This is a genomic window from Rhodococcus pseudokoreensis, from assembly GCF_017068395.1.
Taxonomy (GTDB): domain Bacteria; phylum Actinomycetota; class Actinomycetes; order Mycobacteriales; family Mycobacteriaceae; genus Rhodococcus_F; species Rhodococcus_F pseudokoreensis.
Genome location: NZ_CP070619.1, coordinates 3,264,535 through 3,286,517 on the forward strand (window position 1 = coordinate 3,264,535; position 21,983 = coordinate 3,286,517).

General features: G+C 67.6%; 21 protein-coding genes. 8 read left to right on the plus strand and 13 right to left on the minus strand.

Features of this window, described 5'->3' with window-relative positions; translation table 11 throughout:
• Window positions 1-22 precede the first annotated feature (22 nt).
• Genes JWS13_RS20020 through JWS13_RS20030 form a run of 3 tightly spaced genes read right to left on the minus strand, consistent with a single transcriptional unit; the run spans window position 23 to window position 2,202 of the window.
• Window positions 23-700 carry a GntR family transcriptional regulator gene (locus tag JWS13_RS20020; protein ID WP_206007171.1) on the minus strand — a complete coding sequence of 226 codons (678 nt, stop codon included), beginning with the start codon at window positions 698-700 and terminating at the stop codon, window positions 23-25.
• Window positions 687-1,427 (minus strand): maleate cis-trans isomerase family protein, encoded by a 741-nt coding sequence (locus JWS13_RS20025; protein ID WP_206007172.1) that lies wholly within the window; start codon window positions 1,425-1,427, stop codon window positions 687-689. The genes JWS13_RS20020 and JWS13_RS20025 overlap by 14 nt, the downstream gene beginning before the upstream one ends.
• Window positions 1,428-1,461: 34 nt before the next feature.
• The gene (locus JWS13_RS20030; protein WP_206011668.1) at window positions 1,462-2,202 is read right to left on the minus strand and encodes a maleate cis-trans isomerase family protein; all 741 of its coding nucleotides are present in this window, start codon (window positions 2,200-2,202) and stop codon (window positions 1,462-1,464) included.
• 83 nt (window positions 2,203-2,285) lie between these two features.
• Here JWS13_RS20030 and JWS13_RS20035 point away from each other — a divergent pair, with 83 nt between their 5' ends.
• The 4 genes from JWS13_RS20035 to JWS13_RS20050 all read left to right on the plus strand — a co-directional run bounded on the left by JWS13_RS20035 (window position 2,286) and on the right by JWS13_RS20050 (window position 6,637).
• Window positions 2,286-3,260, plus strand: a complete 975-nt coding sequence (locus JWS13_RS20035; protein ID WP_206007173.1) for a D-2-hydroxyacid dehydrogenase — start codon at window positions 2,286-2,288, stop codon at window positions 3,258-3,260.
• 36 nt (window positions 3,261-3,296) lie between these two features.
• Window positions 3,297-4,667, plus strand: a complete 1,371-nt coding sequence (locus tag JWS13_RS20040) for an amidase (RefSeq protein WP_206007174.1) — start codon at window positions 3,297-3,299, stop codon at window positions 4,665-4,667.
• A 138-nt stretch (window positions 4,668-4,805) separates the two neighbouring features.
• Complete coding sequence (locus tag JWS13_RS20045; protein ID WP_206007175.1) at window positions 4,806-6,293, plus strand: protein kinase family protein; 1,488 nt, start codon at window positions 4,806-4,808, stop codon at window positions 6,291-6,293.
• Window positions 6,290-6,637: a YidH family protein gene (locus JWS13_RS20050; RefSeq protein ID WP_206007176.1), complete on the plus strand. Its 348-nt coding sequence runs from the start codon at window positions 6,290-6,292 to the stop codon at window positions 6,635-6,637. The genes JWS13_RS20045 and JWS13_RS20050 overlap by 4 nt, the downstream gene beginning before the upstream one ends.
• A gap of 7 nt (window positions 6,638-6,644) precedes the next feature.
• On the opposite strand, the gene JWS13_RS20055 is transcribed toward JWS13_RS20050, so the two are convergent.
• From JWS13_RS20055 to JWS13_RS20090, 8 genes are all read right to left on the minus strand, one after another.
• The gene (locus JWS13_RS20055; RefSeq protein WP_206007177.1) at window positions 6,645-7,583 is read right to left on the minus strand and encodes a formylglycine-generating enzyme family protein; all 939 of its coding nucleotides are present in this window, start codon (window positions 7,581-7,583) and stop codon (window positions 6,645-6,647) included.
• A 21-nt stretch (window positions 7,584-7,604) separates the two neighbouring features.
• Complete coding sequence (locus JWS13_RS20060) at window positions 7,605-8,546, minus strand: HAD family hydrolase (RefSeq protein ID WP_206007178.1); 942 nt, start codon at window positions 8,544-8,546, stop codon at window positions 7,605-7,607.
• Between the two features lie 5 nt (window positions 8,547-8,551).
• The gene (locus tag JWS13_RS20065; RefSeq protein ID WP_206007179.1) at window positions 8,552-10,090 is read right to left on the minus strand and encodes an arylsulfatase; all 1,539 of its coding nucleotides are present in this window, start codon (window positions 10,088-10,090) and stop codon (window positions 8,552-8,554) included.
• 148 nt (window positions 10,091-10,238) lie between these two features.
• Window positions 10,239-10,892 carry a hypothetical protein gene (locus tag JWS13_RS20070; RefSeq protein ID WP_206007180.1) on the minus strand — a complete coding sequence of 218 codons (654 nt, stop codon included), beginning with the start codon at window positions 10,890-10,892 and terminating at the stop codon, window positions 10,239-10,241.
• 58 nt (window positions 10,893-10,950) lie between these two features.
• Window positions 10,951-11,409: an RrF2 family transcriptional regulator gene (locus tag JWS13_RS20075; RefSeq protein WP_206007181.1), complete on the minus strand. Its 459-nt coding sequence runs from the start codon at window positions 11,407-11,409 to the stop codon at window positions 10,951-10,953.
• Window positions 11,410-11,419: 10 nt separating this feature from the next.
• Window positions 11,420-12,163 (minus strand): SDR family oxidoreductase, encoded by a 744-nt coding sequence (locus JWS13_RS20080; protein WP_206007182.1) that lies wholly within the window; start codon window positions 12,161-12,163, stop codon window positions 11,420-11,422.
• A 73-nt stretch (window positions 12,164-12,236) separates the two neighbouring features.
• Entirely contained in the window at window positions 12,237-14,426 is a 2,190-nt protein-coding gene (treS, locus tag JWS13_RS20085; protein WP_206007183.1) for a maltose alpha-D-glucosyltransferase, read from the minus strand.
• Window positions 14,427-14,585: 159 nt separating this feature from the next.
• Window positions 14,586-15,647, minus strand: coding sequence for a LacI family DNA-binding transcriptional regulator (locus tag JWS13_RS20090; RefSeq protein ID WP_206007184.1), 1,062 nt, complete (start codon window positions 15,645-15,647; stop codon window positions 14,586-14,588).
• 197 nt (window positions 15,648-15,844) lie between these two features.
• On the opposite strand from JWS13_RS20090, the gene JWS13_RS20095 reads away from it, so the two are divergent.
• From JWS13_RS20095 to JWS13_RS20105, 3 genes are read left to right on the plus strand one after another with little or no spacing between them, the layout of a single operon-like run.
• On the plus strand, window positions 15,845-16,510 hold the full coding sequence (locus JWS13_RS20095) for a ThuA domain-containing protein (protein ID WP_206007185.1): 666 nt from the start codon (window positions 15,845-15,847) through the stop codon (window positions 16,508-16,510).
• A gap of 32 nt (window positions 16,511-16,542) precedes the next feature.
• Complete coding sequence (locus JWS13_RS20100) at window positions 16,543-18,330, plus strand: thiamine pyrophosphate-binding protein (protein WP_206007186.1); 1,788 nt, start codon at window positions 16,543-16,545, stop codon at window positions 18,328-18,330.
• Window positions 18,327-19,913: a GMC oxidoreductase gene (locus tag JWS13_RS20105; RefSeq protein WP_206007187.1), complete on the plus strand. Its 1,587-nt coding sequence runs from the start codon at window positions 18,327-18,329 to the stop codon at window positions 19,911-19,913. The genes JWS13_RS20100 and JWS13_RS20105 overlap by 4 nt, the downstream gene beginning before the upstream one ends.
• 527 nt (window positions 19,914-20,440) lie before the next feature.
• Here the strand turns inward: JWS13_RS20105 and JWS13_RS20110 are convergent.
• Both JWS13_RS20110 and JWS13_RS20115 read right to left on the minus strand, forming a co-directional pair.
• On the minus strand, window positions 20,441-20,896 hold the full coding sequence (locus JWS13_RS20110) for a CBS domain-containing protein (RefSeq protein WP_206007188.1): 456 nt from the start codon (window positions 20,894-20,896) through the stop codon (window positions 20,441-20,443).
• A 215-nt stretch (window positions 20,897-21,111) separates the two neighbouring features.
• Window positions 21,112-21,273 carry a hypothetical protein gene (locus JWS13_RS20115; protein WP_206007189.1) on the minus strand — a complete coding sequence of 54 codons (162 nt, stop codon included), beginning with the start codon at window positions 21,271-21,273 and terminating at the stop codon, window positions 21,112-21,114.
• Here JWS13_RS20115 and JWS13_RS46000 point away from each other — a divergent pair.
• Window positions 21,266-21,829: a helix-turn-helix domain-containing protein gene (locus JWS13_RS46000; protein WP_259375236.1), complete on the plus strand. Its 564-nt coding sequence runs from the start codon at window positions 21,266-21,268 to the stop codon at window positions 21,827-21,829. The genes JWS13_RS20115 and JWS13_RS46000 overlap by 8 nt on opposite strands.
• Window positions 21,830-21,983: the final 154 nt, after the last annotated feature.

Consider the following 21,983-nt stretch of genomic DNA (forward strand, 5'->3'; position numbering starts at 1 on the left):
CGTTACCTCTACTTCACTGTCGCTATGACGACAGAGTCTTTTGATCGGCGCGGAGCCGCTGGACGGCGTCGTCCAGGTGTTCGGCGAGCAGTTTCTGCACCTCGCCGGCCGTACCCGACCGGATCGCCTCGCGCAGGGTCGCGTGTTCCTGCGCCTGCTCGCGGATGTCGTCGTACGTGGTCTGCAACGCACCCAGGCACATCCGGGTCTCGATCAGCAGCGTCCGCGCCGCGCGGATGAGCCGCGGGCTCTGCGCGCTCTCAACCAGGATCTGGTGGAACTGCTGATCGGCGTCCGAGACGGCGGCGGCGTCGCCACGCTCGGCCGCGGCCTGCATCACGAGGACGGTGGGTTCGAGCGCCAGGTAGGTGGCTTCCCGGCGACCGTCGGCGAGAATCATCTCGAGGGCCCCGCGCTCGATGACCGACCGGCTGCGGTACACGTCGACGACGTCGTCGAGGGTCAGTTCCGTCACGAAGATCCCGCGGTGACGGATGCTGTGCAGTATGCCCTCGGACACGAGCCTCTGCATGGCTTCGCGCAGGGGTCCGCGCGAGACCTGGAAGTGCGCGGCCAGTTCCGCCTCGCCCAGCTGTGCACCCGGTTCGAGGGCACCCTTCATGATGGCGACCCGCAGGCGGTCCGCGATGAATTCGGCAGTCGATTGACGACTGACGGGTTCCAGGTCAGTCAGAGCCATGACTGTGGCCTTTCTCGAACAAGGTTCCTAACGACGGTTGTACCGCCGTGTGGCCCGCAAGACGCAGGCCTTCCCAGATGGTCACCTGGTTTGCCGTGAGGACCGGCTTGCCGAGGCGCTGCTCGAGAGTACTCAGCGCACCCAGCGTCCTCATGGCCGTGTCGGGGATGAGCAGGGCTTCGGCGTCCGGGTGGTCGTTTTCCACCGCGAGTTCCACCACGGATTCGGGGCTGAGCTGACCGACCTCGGCTGCGGTGTCGATCCCCGCGCTCGACATCGACAGCACCTCGATGCCGGCGGCGGCGAGGAATTCGACGAACAGCTTCGCGACGTCCTCCGGGTAGCTCGCGGCCACCGCGACCCGGGTGATCCCCAGGGCGTGCAGGGCGTTGACGAAGGCGAAACTGGTGCTGGACGTGGGCACACCGGTGGCGGCGGAGAGCGTCTCGGCCTGCTGCTTCGCGCCGTCGGGGCCGTAGACGAAGCTGCCCGACGTGCACGCCCACACGACAGCGTCCGGCTTCTCGTCGGCGAGCAGCGCGGCCCCACCGGCCAGCTTCTCGGGACTGCCGAGGTCGAGCAGTTCGGGCACGGCGTGCAGGTCGGTGCCGTAGATGTGCACGACCGGCAGATCCACTCCGAGCATCTCCGCGGCGAAGGGGTAGTCGTCTTCGGCGGCGTGGTCCGGGTAGATGAATCCCACAGTGGGGGTCGGCGTGCTCGTCATGCGTTCTCCTCTTTTCGTGTCGTGAGGGGGTGTGTCAGAAGACGTTGCGGAGCCACTTGCCGGGCCCTGTCATGGGGAGTTTCATCCGGCCCAGACAGGCCCAGATCGTGAGCTGGTTGGCGGTGAGCACCGGTTTGCCGAGTTCCTGCTCGATCGGGGCGATGATGTCGTAGGTCGGCAGGTTGGTACAGCTGACGAAGATCGCCTCCGACCGCGGGTCGTCCGCCGCGATGATCCGTTCGGCGATCGTGCGGTAGTTGACCTTCCAGATGCCGCCGCCGAGCCCGAGATGATCGGAGCGCACCACCTCGGTGCCGGCCTCGTTCAGGAACGCGTGCAACCGTTCGGTCAGCGGGGCGTCGTACGGCGTGATCACCGACAGCCTGCTCAGCTCGAGGTGTTCGATCGCCTCGACCAAAGCCCCGGACGTGGTGACCGCGTGCAGGGCGCCGGCCTCGCAGATCGCGTCGCACAGGGTTCGCTCGTATTCGAGGCCCTTGATGAAACTTCCTGACGTGCACAGATACGCCACGACCTCCGGCTCGACGTGCAGGACGTCGCGCGTCGCCGCCATGAGGTGTCTTCGCTCGGACACGAGTTCGGCCATCTCCAGGCTGACGGGCACGGGTTCGTACGGCGTGCGCGCCAGATGCAGGCTCACCTCGAGGGGAGCCCAACGCCACAGTTCACGTTCGAGCGCCAGGTCGAACGGGGCGATGATGCCTATTCCCCGTTGCGCGATCGGCCCTTCGAATTCGGGAATGTTCAGTTCCAACACCAGGCCTCACCTTCGATTCGGCCGCGCCCGAGCATTATCAGATTGTTGACAATCATACGAGTTACTCTTACGGTGTCAACGTGAGTCGGAACCCGATCGTCGCGGTGCTACATGCCCACGTTCTGCCGAGCGACGAACTCATGGCACCGGTCGCGTCCCGTGCCGAAGTTCGCTACACCGGCAAGGCGGGGCTGAGCGACGCCCTCGACGGCGCGGACGTGCTGTTTCTCTACGACTTCCTCACCGACGCGGTGCCCGGAGCGTGGCACGCCGCCGGTTCCCTGCAGTGGCTGCACATCGCCGCGGCCGGCGTCGATCCCGTCATGTTCCCCGAGGCCCGCGACAGCGACGTCACGATCACCAACTCCCGGGGCGTGTTCGACGGCGCGATCGCCGAGTACGTGCTCGCCCAGATCCTCTCGTTCGCGAAGGATCTGCCGGGTTCGCTGCGACTGCAGCAGTCCCACACATGGCAGCACCGCGAATCCGAGCGGATCGCGGGCCGCACCGCCCTGATCGTCGGCACCGGTCCCATCGGCCGCGCGATCGCCCGGCTTCTCCGCGCCGCGGGGATGAAGGTCAGCGGATCGGGGCGCACCGCCCGCGACGCCGATCCCGACTTCGGGACGGTCACCGCCACCGAAAATCTCCCGGAGCAACTCGCCGTCGCCGATTACGTGATCGCGGTGGCCCCGCTCACCGAGCAGACCCGCCACCTGTTCCGCGATACGACGTTCGCCGCGATGAAGCCGGGCGCCCGGTTCATCAATGTGGGACGGGGTGAGCTCGTGCGCACCGACGACCTCGTCACCGCGCTGCGGGCGGGAACGATCGCGGGCGCCGCGCTCGACGTGTTCGACACGGAACCGCTCCCCGCGGACCATCCGCTCTGGGACATGCCGAACGTGTCGATCACACCCCACAATTCGGGCGACTTCGCCGGCTGGCGCGACGACCTCGTCACCGTGTTCACCGACAATTTCGAACGCTGGGTGACGGGGTACCCGCTCGAGAACGTAGTTGACAAGCATCTCGGGTACGTACCGAGCCGATGATGACAGGGCCCGAACGTCCAGGCTGAAGGAGTTCTCATGAATCCCACCGACATGACCGCCGTCGAACTGGTCACGGCCTACTCGTCCGGAGAACTTTCGCCGGTGGAAGCCACGCAGGCGATGCTCGACGCCATCACCGAGCGCGACCGTGCCATCAATTCCTATTGCCTCGTCGACGAGGAGCGGGCGCTCGCGCAGGCCCGGAATTCCGAGGAGCGCTGGAACACCGGCTACTCCAAGGGGCTGCTCGACGGCGTCCCGATCTCCATCAAGGACATCTTCCTCACCGACGGCTGGCCGACGCTCCGCGGATCGCAGGCCGTCGACGAGGACCAGCCGTGGGACGTCGACAGTCCCGTGGCCGCCCGCCTGCGCGAGGACGGGATGGTGTTCCTCGGCAAGACCACGACCCCCGAGATCGCCTGGAAGGCCGTCACCGACAGCGCCCTGTGCGGGATCACCCGCAACCCGGCCGACCCGACGAAGACGGCCGGTGGTTCTTCGGGCGGCAGTGCCGCGGCGGTTGCGGCGGGTCTCGGCCCCTGCTCCGTCGGCACCGACGGCGGCGGCAGTGTGCGGATCCCCGCGTCGTTCTGCGGCGTCGTCGGTTTCAAGCCCACCCACGGTCGGATCCCGCTGTTCCCGGCGAGCCCGTTCGGGCCGCTGGCGCACGCAGGCCCGATCACCCGCACCGTCGAGGACGCAGCACTACTGATGGACATCCTGGCGCTGCCCGACCCGCGCGACCCGACGTCGCTCGCCCCGTTCCCGACCACGTTCCGCGGCGAGATCGGCCGCGACGTGGTCGGACTCGGCGTCGCGTACTCCCCCACGCTCGGCTACGTGACCGTCGATCCGGAGGTCCGGGCGATCGTCGACCGGGCCGTGCAGGCGATCGACGCCGCGGGACTGCCGGTCACCGCCGCCGACCCCGGGTTCGGCGATCCGATCGACGCGTTCGAACTGCTGTGGGCGGCCGGGGCCGCGGCCATGCTGAAGAACTTCCCGGACGGGGCACGCGACAAGGTCGACCCGGGTCTCGGCAAGGTCTGGGAACGGGGCGAGAAGTTCAGCGCGGTCGACTATCTCGACGCTCGCGCGGTCGCCGCGGACATCGGCATCACGATGGGCAAATTCCATCTGACGCACAACGTCCTGCTCACCCCCACCGTTCCCATTCCGGCTTTCGAGGCGGGCTACGACGTGCCGCCGGACAGCGACCTCACCGGCTGGCCGCAGTGGACGCCGTTCACCTACCCATTCAACCTGACTCAGCAACCGGCGATCAGCATCCCGGTCGGCCGCACCGCGGCGGGTCTTCCGGTGGGTCTGCAGATCATCGGCCCCCGGCATTCGGACGACCTCGTACTCGCGGTCGCGCGGTACGCGGAACACGTCCTCGGCTAGGTCGGCCGAAAAGCACCCGATTCGCGCCGTATCCGAGGATGATCAGACCTGGGCCCGGTGCTGCGAACATCTGCTCTGCTGCCGGGTGACAGTTGCCCGACAGAAGTTTTCGGGGTCGGGGAGAGCCCGGGAGAGTAGATGACAGCAATGCCGGTGTCCGGGGTCCCGTCGCATTCGCCGCAGGACCGGGATCAATTCGCCCCGGGCATGGTCGTCGCCACTCGATACACACTCCTCGGACGATTCGCCGGACCCGACTGGGTGCAGTGGTGGCACGCGCACGACACCGAACTGTGCAGGGACGTCTCGCTCAGTCTCGTCGACTCAGCGCACCTCCGCGACACCGATACCCGTCCGGATCCGGTGGCGCGGTTCTGCCGGAACACCACCGGGACCAGCTTCAGCCACGAGGGGCGGATCGCGCAGGTCTACGACATCGAGGCGGTCGGCGACCGGATCGCCGTGGTCGCGGAATGGACGCCCGGATGGCGTGTCGCGGATATCGCGCGCACGGTGCCGCGGCCGCTGGACGCCGCGCGCATCGTGCGCGACCTCGCCGCCGCCACCGCGGACGCGCACCATTTCGGCGCCCGTATCTCGCTCGATCATCCCAACCGGGTGCGGATCTCCCGGGACGGACTCGCGGTCCTCGCCTTCCCCGCCACCCTCGCCGACGACAGCACGGCCGACGACGTCGCCGGCCTCGGCGCGCTGCTGTATGCGCTGTTGCTCGGCACGTGGCCGCTACCGTCGTCCGGCGACACGCTCGCTGCCGGACTTCCCCCCGCCGGACGTCGGGGTGACGGTTCCGTCGTCCCGCCGCATCGGGTGCGGCCCACGATTCCCCACCGGCTGTCCGACGTGGCCGTCAACGCCCTCACCCGCCAACCCGGAATGGGCACCGCGCAGGCAGTGGTCGATGCCCTCGACCGGATGCTGGCCGACGCGCGGGCACGGTCGGCACCCGCGTTCGCCCCGAAGAAGAAGGTCCGCCCGAGGCCCGACGACCGGACGGCCCGACCGCGGGCGCCGCTTCCCGCGATGAGTGCCGCGCTCGCCGTGGTCGTCGCCCTCGGCGCCGCCGGGTGGGCGATCAGCACCGCGTTCACCGCGTCGGACGCGCCGCCCGCCGCCGTCGCGGACAGCACGCTCAGCGAGATCGCACCCGCGCCGGAACCCGACCCGACGCCGCTGATCCCGTCGTCCGCGGTCGTCTACTCACCCCAGCACTTTCCCGACAACGGGACCAGGGCGTCGCTCGCGGTCGACGCGAACCCGGCAACGTTCTGGGCCACCGACCGCTACCCGCAGCAACTGCCGCCGACGAAGGGCGGCGTGGGTCTGATCGTGTCGTTCCCCCAGCCCGTCGATCTGCGGACCGTCTGGATCGAATCCCCCACCCCGGGCACCCGGGTCGAGATCCGGACCGCGCCCGCCGCATGGGCCAACATCGGCCACACCCAGTTGCTCGGCGCCGCCACGCTCGCGCCCGGAGTCACCCGGATCGCCGCCCGGACCCCCGCACCCACCACCCGCGTCCTCGTCTGGATCTCGGGTCTGTCCCCGGTCGAATCCGGTTTCCAGTCGAGCCTGTCGGAGATCGGGTTCCTGGGCGGCGGCGGATGAGTCGCGACATCTTCGGCCCCACCCAGCCGAACACGGGCAGCACCGCGCGCGACCACCTCGCGAACGAACGCACCTATCTCGCGTGGCATCGCACCGGCATCAGTGTCGCCGCACTCGGGGTGGCGGTGGCGAAGTTCGCCCCGCACCGCGGCGACCACGCCATTGCCGCCGGATTCATCCTGATCGGCGCGGGCCTGCTGGTGTCCGCCTACGGCACCTACCGCTACCGGGTCATCAGCAGGCAGCTCGAATCCGGGGTATTCGCGCCGGCGACGTTCGCCGCCGTCGTCACCTCCAGCGTCGTCACGCTGCTCGCGCTCCTCGCCGTGCTGGTCCTACTCTGACCCGGGCCTACTCTGATACGGGCACGGACTCGACGCAGCGGAATCCGATGTGACTCATCCCGGTGTCGACCATCTGCGGCCGCCGCGCCGCGGGCCGGTACCGGCGGCAGTAACTGTCGGCGCAGAGGAACGATCCACCCTTGATCACCCTCCGTGGAACCCGGAACTGGGGTTGGCGCGGGTCGAAGCTGTCCGCCATGCCGGGCCCACGCGGATTGCGTGGCGCACAGCACGACTCCGCGGAATCACTGTGCCGCTCGGCGTACCAGTCGGCGGTCCACTCCCACACGTTTCCCGCCATGTCGAACAGTCCGTAGTCGTTGGGCCGATAGCTTCCGACGGCGGTCGTTGTGCCGTACCCGGGGTCGGCGCGCCACGGGAAGTCGCCGTGCCAGTAGTTCGCCGGCGGCGGGGATCCGGCGTCCGGGGTGTCGCCCCAGGTGAATTCGGCCTGGTCGAGACCGCCGCGCGCCGCCGCCTCCCACTGCGCCTCGGTGGGGAGGGACCGTCCGGCCCACTGTGCGTACGCGGCCGCGTCCTCGTGGGCGACGTGGACGACGGGATGTCGTTCACGGCCGGTGATCGTCGACGCCGGCCCGGTGGGTCGCTGCCAGGACGCGCCGACCGTCCAGGTCCACCACTGGCTCAGGTGCCGGAGGTCGACCGGTCCCCGGGTGGGGACGAACACCATCGATCCGGGTTGCAGATTCTCCGCCGGCGCCCCCGGAAAATCGGCGGGGTCCAGCGGACGCTCGGCGACCGTGACGTAACCGGTGTCCCGGACGAACCTCGCGAACTGTTCGTTGGTGACCTGGTACGCCTCGATCGCGAACGCGTCGACCGCCACCCGATGCGCCGGACCCTCTTCCGGATAGTGCCGATCCGAGCCCATGGTGAACGTCTGGGCGGGGATGAGACGGACGTCGGAAACGGTCACGGTGTCCACGAAGTCTCCCCTTCCGACTGCTCAGGTGACGGCCGGCGAGAAGACGCTCGTCCAATCGTTCTTCATGCTTACCACGGTCCAGTTGTTCGCTCGCGCCTCTTCGAGGGCCTGCTCGGCGCCGGCGACGTAGTCGAATTCGCGATCGGCGTCGTCGTGCAGGATCAGCACCCGCAGGGACGGGCGGTCGAGTAGTCCGGAGAACGCGAGCATCGGCAGGTCGCCGTTGGAGTTGCCGACCGACAGGATCGGCCGACGCCCGATCCTGCTCCAGATCCGGACCGGTTTCTCCGGTCCGTCGTCGAAGAAATCCATTGCCGCCTTGTAGAGCAGCTCCGTTCGGCCTTCCTCGGCGCGGTAGGTGAGGCCGAGTGCGCTGCCGATGATCCGTTCCGGCGGTATTCCGTAGAGCTGCCCGGCGATCGGGCGCATGAAGTCCCGGTCACCGCCGGACGCGATGTAGAGCGTGAATCCGTTCGCCTCCAGATAGCGCAGGAGCTCGACCATCGGTGCGTATCCGCAGCCCCGGTACGGGCGATCGAGCGTCGGATGGTCCGCCCCGTCGAAGAATGCGGTGACGCGGGCGTCGTAGTCCTCGACGCTGACCTCGTCGAACGCCCGGGTGATCGCACCCATCAACAGCTTCAGATCCGCGTCGTCTCCGTGATAGTGCTTGACCATCGCGGCGCCGAGCCATTTCAGGTCGTGTTCGTGCGCGGCCTGCCAGGGTTGCGTCTGCTGCAGTTCGGGATCGTCGGCGGCCATCTCCGCCAGCCGCCGAATCGTGAAGTCGAGCTGGATGGGCATCGGCTTCTCACACCACAGTGTGCCGTCGTTGTCGAAGACGGCCACCCGGTCCGCCGGCTCGACGAAATCCGGTCCCCGTGCCGTGACCCGTCCGACGAAGTCCTCGATCGCGGACCGCGACGATCCGTCCGACCAGGAATCACCCAGTCCTGCGCCCATCCCGGTCAGTCCTTCGCCAGGAAGGCGTGCAGCTTCGCCACCGCGTGGTCGATCGTGAAGCTCGCCGGCTCGTGCCTCGGGGGAAATTCCTTGAACGTCTCGAGGAATTGAGTCGTGATGACCGTTCCGTAGATGGCGATGTAGTCGTGGTCGAGGAACCAGTCCCAGTAGGTGTTCGACGTGATGTCGGCACGCTCGAACGGGTCGGTGCGCAGGTTGAACAGTTTCGGCAGCCGCAGGGGTGTGAACGGCTCCGCCCACAGTCCGAGAGTGCCCTGCGCCCGCTGCTCCATGAACACGATCTTCCAGTTGTCGAAACGGATGCCCAGCACGTCGCAGTCGTCGGAGAAATAGACCATTCCCCGGCGCGGCGACGTCTCGACCTCACCGGTGAGGTACGGCAGCAGGTTGTAGCCGTCGATGTGCGCCTTGAACCTCTTGTCGCCGGCGTCGTGCCCGCTCTTCAGTTGCTCGACGACCTCGGGCGCACCCGCGGCGGCGAGGAACGTGGGAAGCCAGTCGTGGTGCTGAACGATCTCGTTGGATACGACGCCCGCGGGAATCCTCCCCGGCCAGCGGATCACCTCGGGGACACGGAACGCGCCCTCCCAGTTGGTGTCCTTCTCGCTGCGGAACGGGGTGGTCGCGCCGTCCGGCCACGTGTTCGCGTGGGGACCGTTGTCGGTGCTGTAGATGACGATGGTGTTCTCGGTGAGACCGAGTTCGTCGACCGCGTCGAGCAACTGGCCCACATGCTTGTCGTGATCGACCATGGTGTCGTGGTACGGCGACTGCCAGTGCCCGGCCTGCCCGACACTCTCCGGTTTGGTGTGGGTCCGCAGGTGCATGTGCGTCGTGTTCATCCACACGAAGAACGGGGTGTCCGCTTCCTTCTGCCGCGTGATGAAGTCGATTGCCGCGGAGACCGTCTCGTCGTCGATGGTCTCCATGCGCTTCTTGGTCAGCGGCCCGGTGTCCTCGATGCGCTGCTTCCCGAACGGCCCGTACCGCGGATCGACCTCGCCGGCGTCTTCCTCGGTGGCCCAGCAATGGAGGACGCCGCGCGGCATCATCACCTCGTGCAGCTTCGGATAGTCGTGCGCGCTGGGATAGTCGGGGAGCTCGGGTTCTTCCTCCGCGTTGAGGTGATAGAGGTTGCCGAAGAACTCGTCGAACCCATGCACGGTCGGCAGGTACTTGTTCAGGTCGCCGAGATGGTTCTTCCCGAACTGCCCGGTCGCGTACCCGAGGGGCTTGAGCAGTTCGGCGATGGTGGGGTCCTCGGGCGACAACCCGACGTCGACGCCCGGGATTCCCACCTTGCTCATGCCCGTCCGGTACACGCTCTGCCCGGTGATGAACGCCGCCCGGCCCGCGGTACAGCTCTGCTCCCCGTAGGAATCGGTGAACCTCATGCCCTCGTCCGCGAGACGGTCGATGTTCGGTGTGCGGTAGCCCATCAGTCCGTCGCTGTAGCAACTGAGATTGGTGATTCCGATGTCATCGCCCCAGATGACCAGGATGTTGGGTTTCGCTTCCGTCATCGTGCTCTCCTCGCGTCATCGGTCGGCTGCGATTTCCCTGCGGCCGTCGCCCGCACGACAGCCCGGACTCGCAGTCCTGACGATGCTCGCGGGACGTCCTGGCCACATCACCCGCACCGGGTGAGAACCTCGGTCCGCCGACCGGCCGTCAGTCCGGTGGCAAAGACGCCGGCCGGTCCACGGTCAGGATGTACACGCTGATCACCATCACCCACGCCGGAAACACGAGCGTCACCCAGAGACTGAAGCTGACGACCACCAGGAGCGTGAGCGACAGCAGGTAGGTCGCGACGGCCAGCCATCGCGGCATCAGTCCGGTGCGCAGCCAGATGGTCCCCAGCGAGATCATGAACACCCCGGCCATGCGAACTCCGTAGACGTTGTTCACATGCAACATCACCTCGCGACCGAAGTAGACGAGGTCGTTCTGCGGAGCGTTGGGCAGCCGGGATATGGCGAGCATTCCGCCGGCGAGTGCCATCGACACGAACGTCGTCGAAAGGAACAGCAGCCCACTGCCGAGGAAGACGGTCGAGAAGAATCGGTCTTCGAGGTCTCCGAGCCGGTCGCGAATGACGCCGATGAACCACAGGAACGCGATGCTCGCGAACGGCGCGAGGATCAGGGCCGTCGTGATCTGCGTCTGGTGGCTCACCCACGGGGTGCCCGCGGCGCCCGGCAGTGCGCTGCGCAGCAGGACGATGCTGGAGGCGAACAGGACGCCGAAGACGACACCGGCGACGGCTGCGGCCCGTGGGGTCCGCAGCCGGTGGTACTCGGCATCGCCCCGTGTGCCGGCCATGAGATTCAGTCTTCGCCGAGGTCGCGGTCCGGGGCAACAGGGACCGCGGATCGAGCCGCTACCCGGACGCCTCCAGCGTCGCTTTGAGAACGGTGACGTCCAGCGTGGCCGCCAGATCGGCGATCGTCACACCCGACAGCGTGCTCCGCCATGCACGCTCCGCGTCGGCCATGACCTTCGCGATGCCGCAGGGGGCCGTGCACTGTTCCGGTGGCGCGGCAAGCAGCCCCTGCTGCCGGATCTCGGTGCACCGAAACGCCGGCGCATCGCCGTCGACCGCCTGCACCACGTCGAGCACCGTGATGTCGCCGGGCGCACGGGTGAGGACGTATCCGCCGTCGCGGCCCTCGGTCGGGTGGACGAGACCGGCACGTGCCAGCGACTGCAGGTGCTTGGCGAGATAGGACTTCGATACCCCGTGCAGGTCGGCCAGCCGCGCGGTCGGCACCGGACTCTCGGCCTGACTGAGCACGATGCAGCAATGGAGCGACCACTCCACACCACCGGAAATCTTCATGCTGACGACCCTATTTGCGCAGCCATTCGTCCAGGGTGGTCGGGGCGATCCAGGCGCCGGCGCCGGGTGTCGGCGTGATGGCCGCGTCGTCGAGTTGCGCACCGAAGTAGCCAGCGGCGGGGTCGGTGGTCACGGACCGCTTGTCGCCGGTCGACGCGAACAGCCGGCGCACCAGTTCGTCGATGCCCAGCGGCTCGGGGCCTGCGATCTCGACGGTGCCGTTCAGCGGGGAACCTGCGGCGACCTCCGCCACCCGGGACACGACGTCGCGCGAGGCGATGGGCTGCAGGTGCGCCGGCGTCGCGTGCACCGTGTCGCCGACGGTCCCGGCGTCGGCGATGCCCGCGATGAATTCGAAGAACTGGGTCGATCGCACGATCGAGTAGGGCACCGGGCCGGCCTTGACCACGTCTTCCTGCGCAACCTTGGCCCGCATGTATCCGGAGTCGGGAAGGCGGTCGGCGCCGACGATGGACAGGACCACGTGGTGCCCGACGCCGGCGGCTTCCTCGGCGGCGAGCATGTGCTTCGTCGAGTCCCGGAAGAACGCCAGGACGTCGTCATCCGCCCACGACGGCGAATTGGTCAGGTCCACCACCGCGTCGGCTCCCGCGACGGCCTCCGCGACACCTTTGCCGGTGGTCGTGTCGATTCCGTCGCCGCGGCCGAGGGCCACGACGTCGTGTCCGGCCTCGCCGAGCTTCGCCGCGACCTGCCGTCCGATGAGTCCGCTTCCGAAAATGACGATCTTCACGTCTTCTCTCCTTTACTCGGATAATTCGTATCCGAGTTTACTCCGACAAGTGCTGTCCGAGTCAAGACCACCGTCACGCCGATTCCGGCCGCACCACTACGGGCACGCCCTCGTACGGCGCGAGGGTGATCGGGAAACTGTGCAGCTCGTCCACGGTGCCGATCTGCTCGTCGGTGAACAGGTTGACCGCAGGCGAGCCCGCAGGCAGGAACTGCGACTGGACGGTCGCGGCGATCTCCTCGGACGTGAAGTTGAGGACCGTGACCTCCAGACTCGCGTCCGCCAGTTCGTGGACCATCACGAGCAGCCCCTTGTGCGACACGGTCGGCACGTCGAGCTGGACGGCGGTGGCGATGCCGAATCGGTTCCGGACGTCGATGATGCGGGCCAGCCGGCGCGCGAAGGACGTCGGATCCTGCAGTTGCACAGGAAGACTCCCGTACAGACTGTGTCCGCGGGGAATGCCCGACTCCGAGCGTTCGGCGTCCGGGTTGACGCCCATCAGGTCGTGCGCACCCCGGTTGATCCAGCGGGTGTCCCCCTCGGCGAGGAGATCGGCGACGTCCTCGGACGGCACCGGAAGCAGACCACACAGGTCCCAGCCCGACAGGGCGAACACCCCCGGCTGGAGTGCGTTGAACATCGCCAGCAGCAGGTGGGCCTGCTTGACGGTGTCGATGTCGGCGTCGTCCATCCGGTCGAGGTCGCGGATTCCCAGCGCGGCGGTGATGACACTGGCTGTCGTGCAAGCGATCCCGTTGGTGGTGAACGTGCGGTTGTACGGCGCCCACCGCCCCGTGAGCCGCTCGCACAGGTCTTTGCGGATGCGGTCGCCGAGGTCCGCCCCGGTGACGGACTCGCCGCCGTAGTCGAACTCGTCGTCCTTGTGCAGCGTCGCGAAGTGGACCAACTCGAACGTCAGCTCGTCGTGGTTCTGCAGAGCATGGACGAGCGACGCCGCGTCGACGCCGTGATCGCGGGCGAGGTTCATCGTCAACCGCAGGAATTCGGTGTTCCCCATGACCAGCGCATGCTGGTAGGCGGGCCGATTGATGAAGTCGTACGACAGGTCGGCGCCGGTCGTGCCCATCGCCTTGATGTCGTCGATGGTGAGGTTCAACTCCTGGAACGTGAATCCGCCCATCTTCCGCACGATGCTGGCGATGAGATGATTCGCCGCCTCCGACAGCGGATGCCCCTCCGACCAGCCGGGAAGTCCCTCGGTGCGGCGTTCCACCCCGAGGAAACCGTTGGCGTCCAGGCGGAGCGCGCCCGCGCCGAGGTCGGCGATGGAATGGCAGGCGTCGCCGATGACGAGACGCATGCCCGCGAACGACGGATCGAGCCAGTTGATCGACGGCTGCCCCGCCTTGAAATAGTGCAGATACACCCACCTGCGCTCGACGCCGTCCACCCCCATCACCGCGGGCGTGACACTCCAGTTGGTCTCCTTCACCCCGAGTTCGTAGAAGATGACGCGCTGGAGTTGCCCGATGATGTACCCGGCGCGGGCGAGTTGCGCCTCGGTGTCGGCGTCGATGTTCACCGCGTCCCGGCCGTCCGGCACACGGGGAAGCAGGTGCCAGTCCTGCTGTTCGATCTCCACCATGTGATAGATGCCGGGATAGTCGGCGTGCGCCATCTCGGCGAGCCGGAAATCGGCGCCCTTACCCGTGTGACCGGGGACGATGTCGTCGATCACGATGCCGTCGTACGCTGCGGCGACGACGCAGAGCTTGCGGAACTCCTCCTCCGTCCCGAACGCCGAGTCGATCTGCATGCTGATGCGGTCGAAGTGGCCGTCGACCGAGGGCGTGGCCCGCCACCCCTTGATCCCACCAGCCTGCTTCACCGGCCCCGTGTGCACCGCCGTCACCCCGATCTCGGAAAACGCCTGCCACAGCGACTCGTCACCGAGCGAACTCAGGAAACTCGCGCCGGGAGCCGTGATGATCGAGATCGGGTACGCCGTGAACCACACCGAACCCCGCTCCACCGCGGCCCGCGGATTGGGGTCGGCGTACGGGTTCTGCCACATGCTGCCCTTGCCGGACAACTGCTCAGCGATCAACTTCGCATCGTGCAGGATCGACTGGTTGATCAGCCACTCCACATACTTCGGGTTGTCCGGCACCGGCTCACCCGACTGCGCGTCCACCCTGGCCGCGCGGCGGACCGACGGTTTCAACGGCCGCGGGCGCGCCGGGTAGAACTGCTCGTCGTAGCTGATCTCGCTGGGCTCGTGATGGATCTCGGGGTTCATGGTCCTCCGTCGTCATCTCGTCGACTCCGCCGCACCGGTCGGCTACCCGTCCACCGTCCCACGGAAACGACCGCCCGGCACGTTGTTGATTGTTTCCACGCGTGACCCCCAGGTGAGTGAGAAAGTGTGCTCGGGCGCTCTTCCCCACTCACGTGGGGGTCACGATTCGCGCGGGCGGGCGGTGCTGCCGCGCACGACCAGTGACGTCTTCATCAACGATCGGGTGCGGGTGCCGCCACCCAGCCGATCGAGCAGGATCGTCGCGGCCGCACGCCCCTTCTCGACGATCGGCTGATGAATCGTGCTGAGACCGAGAAGTTCCGCGACGGGCGCGTCGTCGAAACCGATGACGGACATGTCGTCCGGCACCGACAGCCCGCGCTCGCGCAGCACCTGCCACGCCGCCACCGCGTGCACGTCGGACGTCGCCACGAGCGCGGTGGGTTGCGCGGACGCGAGCAGGATCCGCGTGGCCTCGGCGCCGGCGGCACGGTCGATGTCGCCCGCCACCACGATGGACAGTTCCTCCACCGGAAGGTGATGATCGCGGGCCGCGTCGAAATAGCCGGCGAGGCGTTCGCGTGCGTTGCGCTCGGTTGCCGCGCCGACGTCGTCCGCCGTGACCATCCTGCAGTCGGAGTCGTGGCCGAGTTTGTCGACGATGATCCCGATGCGCCGGTGGCCCAGTTTCAGGATGTGGTCCATCTGGAGATAGGCGCCGTTCCGGTCGTCGATGGCCACGAACGGCAGTCCCGCGCTTCTCGGCGAATCGACGACGACGGCCGGGATCCCTCGCGCGATGATCGCCTCGACCAGGGGGTGACCGTCCGGGACGTTGTGGATGACCACACCGTCCACGAGCCCACGCAGGACCAGCGAGTTCGGTGGTGAATCCGCGGCGCCACCGCGGGAGGCCGGAAACAGGGTGAGGGCGATGTCGGCCGAATTCCCGATCTCCGCGATGCCCTTCATCAGCAGGGTCACGGACGGATCCTCCAGCGCTTGTACGGGAGAGTCGGGCACGATCACGCCGACCGCGCCGATCCGCCCCGACCGCAGGCTGCTCCCGGCGATGTTCGGCCCGGCGTAGCCGAGTTCCGCCGCGACGGAGTAGATCCGTTCCCGTTGTGCCGCAGAGACCTTCGACGATCTACTGAACGCGTAGGAGACGGTGGCGACCGACACCCCGGCAGTTCGGGCGACGTCTTTCATCGTGACCACGTGGCACTCCCTCGTCGGCGTTCATCGGCCACAACCGGCCGTTGCGCACCGATGGCGAAGACCGATCCTAGTCCGCGTCCGGGTGCTTCCCGCGCTCCCCTCGAAAGCACCCATTGACAGCACTCCATCCGGTGATACGATTCACCACCATAAGTTAATCGTTTCACCATTCCAGTTTCACCACCCCGGGAGCACTCATGACCAAGGTCCTCTACCTCTACGGCGGCTGGCCCGGCCACCATCCGTACGACATCGCCGCGTGGGCACGCGAACTGTTCTCCGAGCTGAACTACCAGGTCGAGGAGTCGCAGGACATCTTCACCCTCGACCGCGACCTCACCGGCTACGACCTGATCGTGCTCGGCTGGAACAACGCGCTCACCACCGAGGACCTCAGCGATTCGCAGGAGAAGAACCTGCTCGACGCCGTCGCCGCCGGAACCGGGGTCGCGGCGTGGCACGGGGCCGCCGCCGCGTTCCGGGCGAGCCTGAAGTACCACTTCCTCCTCGGCGGCGACTTCGTCGAACACCCTGCGGGAGAGGCCTTCCCGCAGCCGTACAAGGTGAGCATCACCGATCGCGAGCACGAGGTGACGGCGGGTGTCGAGGACTTCGCCGTCGCGTCCGAGCAGTACTACATGCACGTCGACCCGAACAACCGCGTCCTCGCGGAAACCGAGTTCAGCGGCGAGCACCTGCCCTGGCTGGAGGGACTGCGCAGCCCGGTGGCGTGGGTGCGGCAGTGGGGCGCCGGCCGCGTCTTCTACCACTCGATCGGCCACACCCCGGCCGACCTGTCCGACCCGAACGTCCGCCGGCTGACCAAGCAGGGACTGCGCTACGCCGCCCGCGTGGCGCACTGACACGACCCATCACGACACGAGGAGAAACGATCATGGCGAAATTGACCGGCGGGCAGGTAGTCGCCCAGGTCCTGAAACAGTACGGCGTCGAGTACGTCACCGGCATTCCCGGCCACGGCATCTGGTCACTCACGGATGCGTTCCTGGAGAAGGGATCCGAGATCCCGTTCATCCAGGTCTACCACGAGCAGAGCGCCACACACCTCGCGGACGGCTACTACCGGGTGTCCGGCAAGCCGATGGCGGCGGTGGCATCGATCGGGGCGGGCGCCGCGAACACCGTGCTCGGTCTCGCGACCGCGTACAGCGACTCGACGAGCCTGCTGTGTATCACCGGCGGGCCGCCCACCCACATGCGCGGACGCGGTCTGCTCCAGGAACTCGAGCGGCACACCGACAACGGATTTCCGCAGGTCACCGACGCGGTGTCGAAGCGCAGCTGGGTCGCCACCCGCGTGGAGGAACTGCCGTTCATCATGCACCGCGCGTTCAGCACCATGCTGACCGGCCGCCCGGGACCGGCACACATCGAGGTGCCGATGGACGTGCAGGCCGAGGCCGCCGACGTGTCGCTGCACGACCTCGCGCGACGGCTGCCGGTCGGCCTGCAGCAGCCCGACCCGCTGGCCATCGACAAGGCAGTCGACGTGCTCCGCGACTCGCGTCGGCCGGTGATCGTCGTCGGCGGCGGCGCCATCACGTCCGACTCGGCCGACGAAGTGCTCACCCTCGCCGAGGCGTGGCAGATCCCCGTGGTCACCACGTGGAACGGCAAGGGCGCGTTCCCCGAGGATCACGCACTGTTCGCCGGCAGCGTCGGGCAGACCGGCACGATCGTGGGCAACGCCGTCGCCTCCCGCGCCGACGTGGTGATCTCCATCGGATGCCGGTTCACCGACTGGTCGTCGTCGAGTTACGCACAGGGAGTGACGTTCTCGATTCCGCCCGCCAAGCTCATCCACATCGACATCGACCCGCACGAGATCGGCAAGAACTACCCGGCCGAGGTCGGCATCGTCGCCGACGCCAAGCCGACCGTCGCCGCGATCGTCTCCTCCCTCCCCCGCAGCGGCGCCGACCGCTCCGAATACCTCGCCGAACTCGAGCAGCTGAAGGCGGAATGGGAGGCCAAGCTCGCCGGCCGTCGCGACTCCGACCGCTTCCCGTTCACCTCGCAACGCCCCCTCGGCGGCCTGCGGTCGGTGATGGAGCGGGACGGCATCATCGTCGCCGGTTCCGGCAACACCCAGGGCGCCGTGAAGCAGACGTTCCCGGTGTATCACCCGCGCACGCACCTGACCTCCGGCGGATTCTCGTCGATGGGCTGGGCCGTGCCCGCCGCGATCGGCGCCAAGCTCGCCGCCCCCGACCGCCAGGTCGCGTGTGTGGTCGGTGACGGCGACTTCCTCATGACGTCGCAGGAGATCGGTGTCTGTGTGCAGCACGACATTCCAGTCGTGTTCGTGGTCCAGGACAACGCCGGCTTCATGTCCATCCGCGGCGGGCAGCGCAAGCAGACCAGCCGGCACATCGGCACCGAATTCAACCGCCCCGACGGCACCCCGTACAGCCCCGACTTCAAGGCGCTCGGGCAGTCGTTCGGCCTCGAGTCGTTCCGGGTGGACGACCCAGCCGACCTCGAGAGCACGTATCAGAAGGCCTTCGACTCGAAAGCACCTGCCCTGATCGAGATCCCGACGGATCGCGACGCCGCCGGACCGTGGGTCCCCGGGTGGTGGGACTTCCCCGTCCCCGCGTACATCGACGACGAACGTCAGGACGAGTACTGGGCGACCCGAGCCAAGGAACAGCACCTGTGAGAACCTCGGGCCACGATCAGGTCGACGCGTATTCACCGCTGCGCGAGGGCGCGGTGGTGGAGGTGGGCGACTCCGACACGGTCACGGCCGATGTCGTGGTCGTCGGGTCCGGGATGGGTGGTTCGACCCTGGCGTGGGCGCTCCGGGATCGGGACGTCGACGTCCTGGTCGTCGAGCGCGGCCGGTTCCTCCCCCGCGAGGTGGAGAATTCGCAGGCCGCGGAGATGTTCCTCGAGGGCCGGTACAAGACCGCGGAACCGTGGTTCGACGGCAGCAACGGTGAGCCGTTCCAGCCCGGTGTGTACTACTGGGTGGGCGGCAACACGAAGTTCTACGGCGGCAGCCTTCCCCGCTTCCGCGCGACGGATTTCGAGGAGACGCAGCACTACGACGGCGTCTCACCGAAGTGGCCGTTCAGCTACGCCGACCTCGAACCGTTCTACGCCGAGGCGGAGCGTCTCTACCAGGTGCACGGCGTCGACGGCGAGGATCCGACCGAACCCCCGCGGTCGTCTCCGTACCCGTTGCCCCCGCTGCCGCACGAGCCGACGATCGAGCGTTTCGCCTCCTCGCTTCGCAAGCAGGGTCTGCACCCGTTCCACACGCCGAACGGCATGAACCTGACCACGCAGGAGCATCGCCGGCAGTCGACGGCGTCGGACGGCACCCCGTCGCAGACCGATCACAAGAGTGAAGCGGAGAACCGCGCGCTGCGCCCCGCCCTCGAGTCGGAGCGGGTGCGCCTGCTCACCGAAGCCAAGGTGACGCGTCTGCTCACCGACGCGAAGGGCACTCGAATCGTCGCCGCGGAGGCCGAGTTCCGTGGCCGCACCATCCGGATCACGGCCAACCAGTTCGTGGTCTCGGCGGGCGCGGTCAACACCGCGGCGCTGCTGCTCCGGTCCGGGGACGAACGGAACCCGGACGGTCTCGGCAACTCGTCGGGACTACTGGGCCGGAACTACATGGTGCACAACAGCACGTTCTTCATGGGCGTGAACCCCTTCCGGACCAACACGACCGCGTGGCAGAAGACGCTGGGAATCAACGACTGGTATGCCGCGGGCCCGGACAACGAGTTCCCGCTCGGCAATCTGCAGATGCTCGGCAAACTGCAGGCCGCGCACGTGAAGGGGGCACGGCCCTGGGCTCCGATGTGGGCGCTGAAGGCGGTGGTGGATCGCAGTCTCGACATCTACCTCACCACCGAGGATCTGCCGGCGCGCAGCAACCGGGTCCGGGTCGACGGCGACCGGATCGTCGTCGACTGGACTCCCAACAACACTGCGCCGCACCGTGAACTGGTTCGCCGGGTCTCGGCAGCGGTCCGCAGGGCGGGGTATCCGATCATCCTCACCGAACGAATGGGGATCGCGACGAACTCGCACATGTGCGGAACCGCGGTCGCGGGCACCGATCCGGCGGCGAGTGTCCTCGACCCGCACTGCCGCAGTCACGACGTCGACAACCTGTGGGTGGTGGACGGGTCGTTCTTCCCGTCGTCGGCAGCGCTCAACCCCGCGCTGACCATCGCAGCCAACGCCCTGCGCGTCGCACCCCACATCGCCGTCGCGGCCGGGTGAAACCGGGCTGACCCTCACGCCGTACTAGCGACTCAGGCCCGGATCCGGTCGACAAAACCGGCCCGGGCCTGAGTAGTTGGTCAACGAACCCGCCGACCACACGCTCGGCCGCTCCCGCGGCGAGCGGAGCATCGAAATCCACGCCCTCACCGAGACGTTCTGTTGCCCGCTGACGCTGCTGCTCTCGCCGGGAAATGCAGGCGACAACCCCTCCCTGGTGCCGCTGTTCGACGCGCACCGTGCACGACACCGATGCGTTTCGCCTGCTGGCCGACAACGCGTATTCACACCCGAGTACCCGAAAGGAACTGCGGGGAAGCACAATCTCGCACACCATCCCCGAACGCCGCGACCAGATCCTTTCGTCGCAAGGCGAAAGAATTGGCCGGGGTCTGCCGCTGGCGGTCGACAAGGACCGCTACGCGAACGCAACACCGTCGAGCGTGGCTCTCCGGGTCGGGGAGCAGGGTGCAGAGCATCACCTCCGGCGGGGGTGGCCTCGATGCGCGGGCTGCGGTCAACCCCGGCTACCGGCGGTCGGCGGCGCCCATAGTCACGTCGGCATCGCTGCAGAAGCCGCGATGACTGCGCTTCAGACACAGCAGACCTCGAAACACGCCATCGTCGTCCACGACGGCCAACCGGCGTGTGCCTGAGGCAACCATGCGAGCGTGCACCTTGCCCGCGGGCTCCTCGGGTCGTACGGTCCGACCCACCAGACCCGAGACGGTGAGTACTGGTTCGTCGTCGCGCAGGCGAGGATCTGTCATGTCGTCACGGACGATCGCGCCGAGGAGTACGTCACCCTCGATGACGAGAAGCATATGCACATGGTCGTCATCGAAATGCCTGCGCGCTTCACCTACGGTGGCCGTCCGCTGCAGCGCCTTCGGGCATGTGACCATGGCATCGCCCACCGTCCTCGACAGGGTAATGCTCTCCGATGAGGCGGAGCGGCAGGACATGTCACCCACTTCGGTCATCCGCACCAAATTCCCCCTCGGGACCGAACTCTGCCCGCGTCGATTCGCGTAATCAAGTCGAACGTTCGTTAGAATAGGTTCCGGTGCTTCCCCACGTCAAGAGCAGAGTTCCGTTAGAGGCAATGAGCCCCGGAAAACGCGCCACGCCAGGACCACAACGGGCAGCACTCCGCCACCGGCGCCCGTCAACTCCCGGGGCCGTCAAAGCGATGTATCTAGCGCTTGACGATCATTCCGATCACGGCGCCGGCGGCGGGCAGGGTGCCGATCGTCGTGAGGTCGGTGACACCGAGCCCCTCGAGGATGGTCGGAGTCCAGTACGAGAACACGCTGAACCCCGCGTATATGGCGAGGAACACGAACCCCGCGATGTACACCCACCGGTCCGTCAGGAGCCGGCGCAGAACGCTACCGGCCGGCTCGCTGGCATGCCGGGCGGTGTTCTCCGGTCGCTCACCCTCGACGGCCTGTTCCCGGAAAAGTGCTGCAGCAGCCGGTCTCGGGAACCGACCCCACCCTGCAGCGCTTCTTCCACGGGCATCTGCAGCAGCTGCAGACCGGGGCGGGAAAGGACGTTGTGGGCCAGGTTCGCCGGGCCGTCGAGGAATCACTGCACGCTGGAGACTGCAGCGTCGACCAGGTGGCGCAGCTGTTCTCGTCCACCGCATCTCCGAGTATCGGCACCTCGCTCGCGCCGGAACGACGTTCGAGTCGGTGGTCGACGAGACCCGCCGCGACCTCGCGGAACAGTTCCTGTCCCAGACGGACCTGCCGCTCGTCGAGGTGAGCCGGCTGCTCGGCTACCGGCACCAAAGCGCGTTCAGCCGCGCATTTCGGCGTTGGCACGACATCCCGCCGCTGCAGTGGCGCCGCGGTCGCACCCACGACGCCAACCCAGGAAGCGTGTCAGCAGCGTTCCAGCCCTCACTGTGATCCCTGCATCGCGGTGAGCGAACTGACAATGCGGCGCCAGCGGCTATGCGGTCCGACTGCGAGGCAGAGACTTTCGCCTCTCTGATCCGCGGCTTGGCAGCAATCCGGCCGATGACGGTGTCGATCGGGGGTGGTGAGGGCGACGACCTCGCCC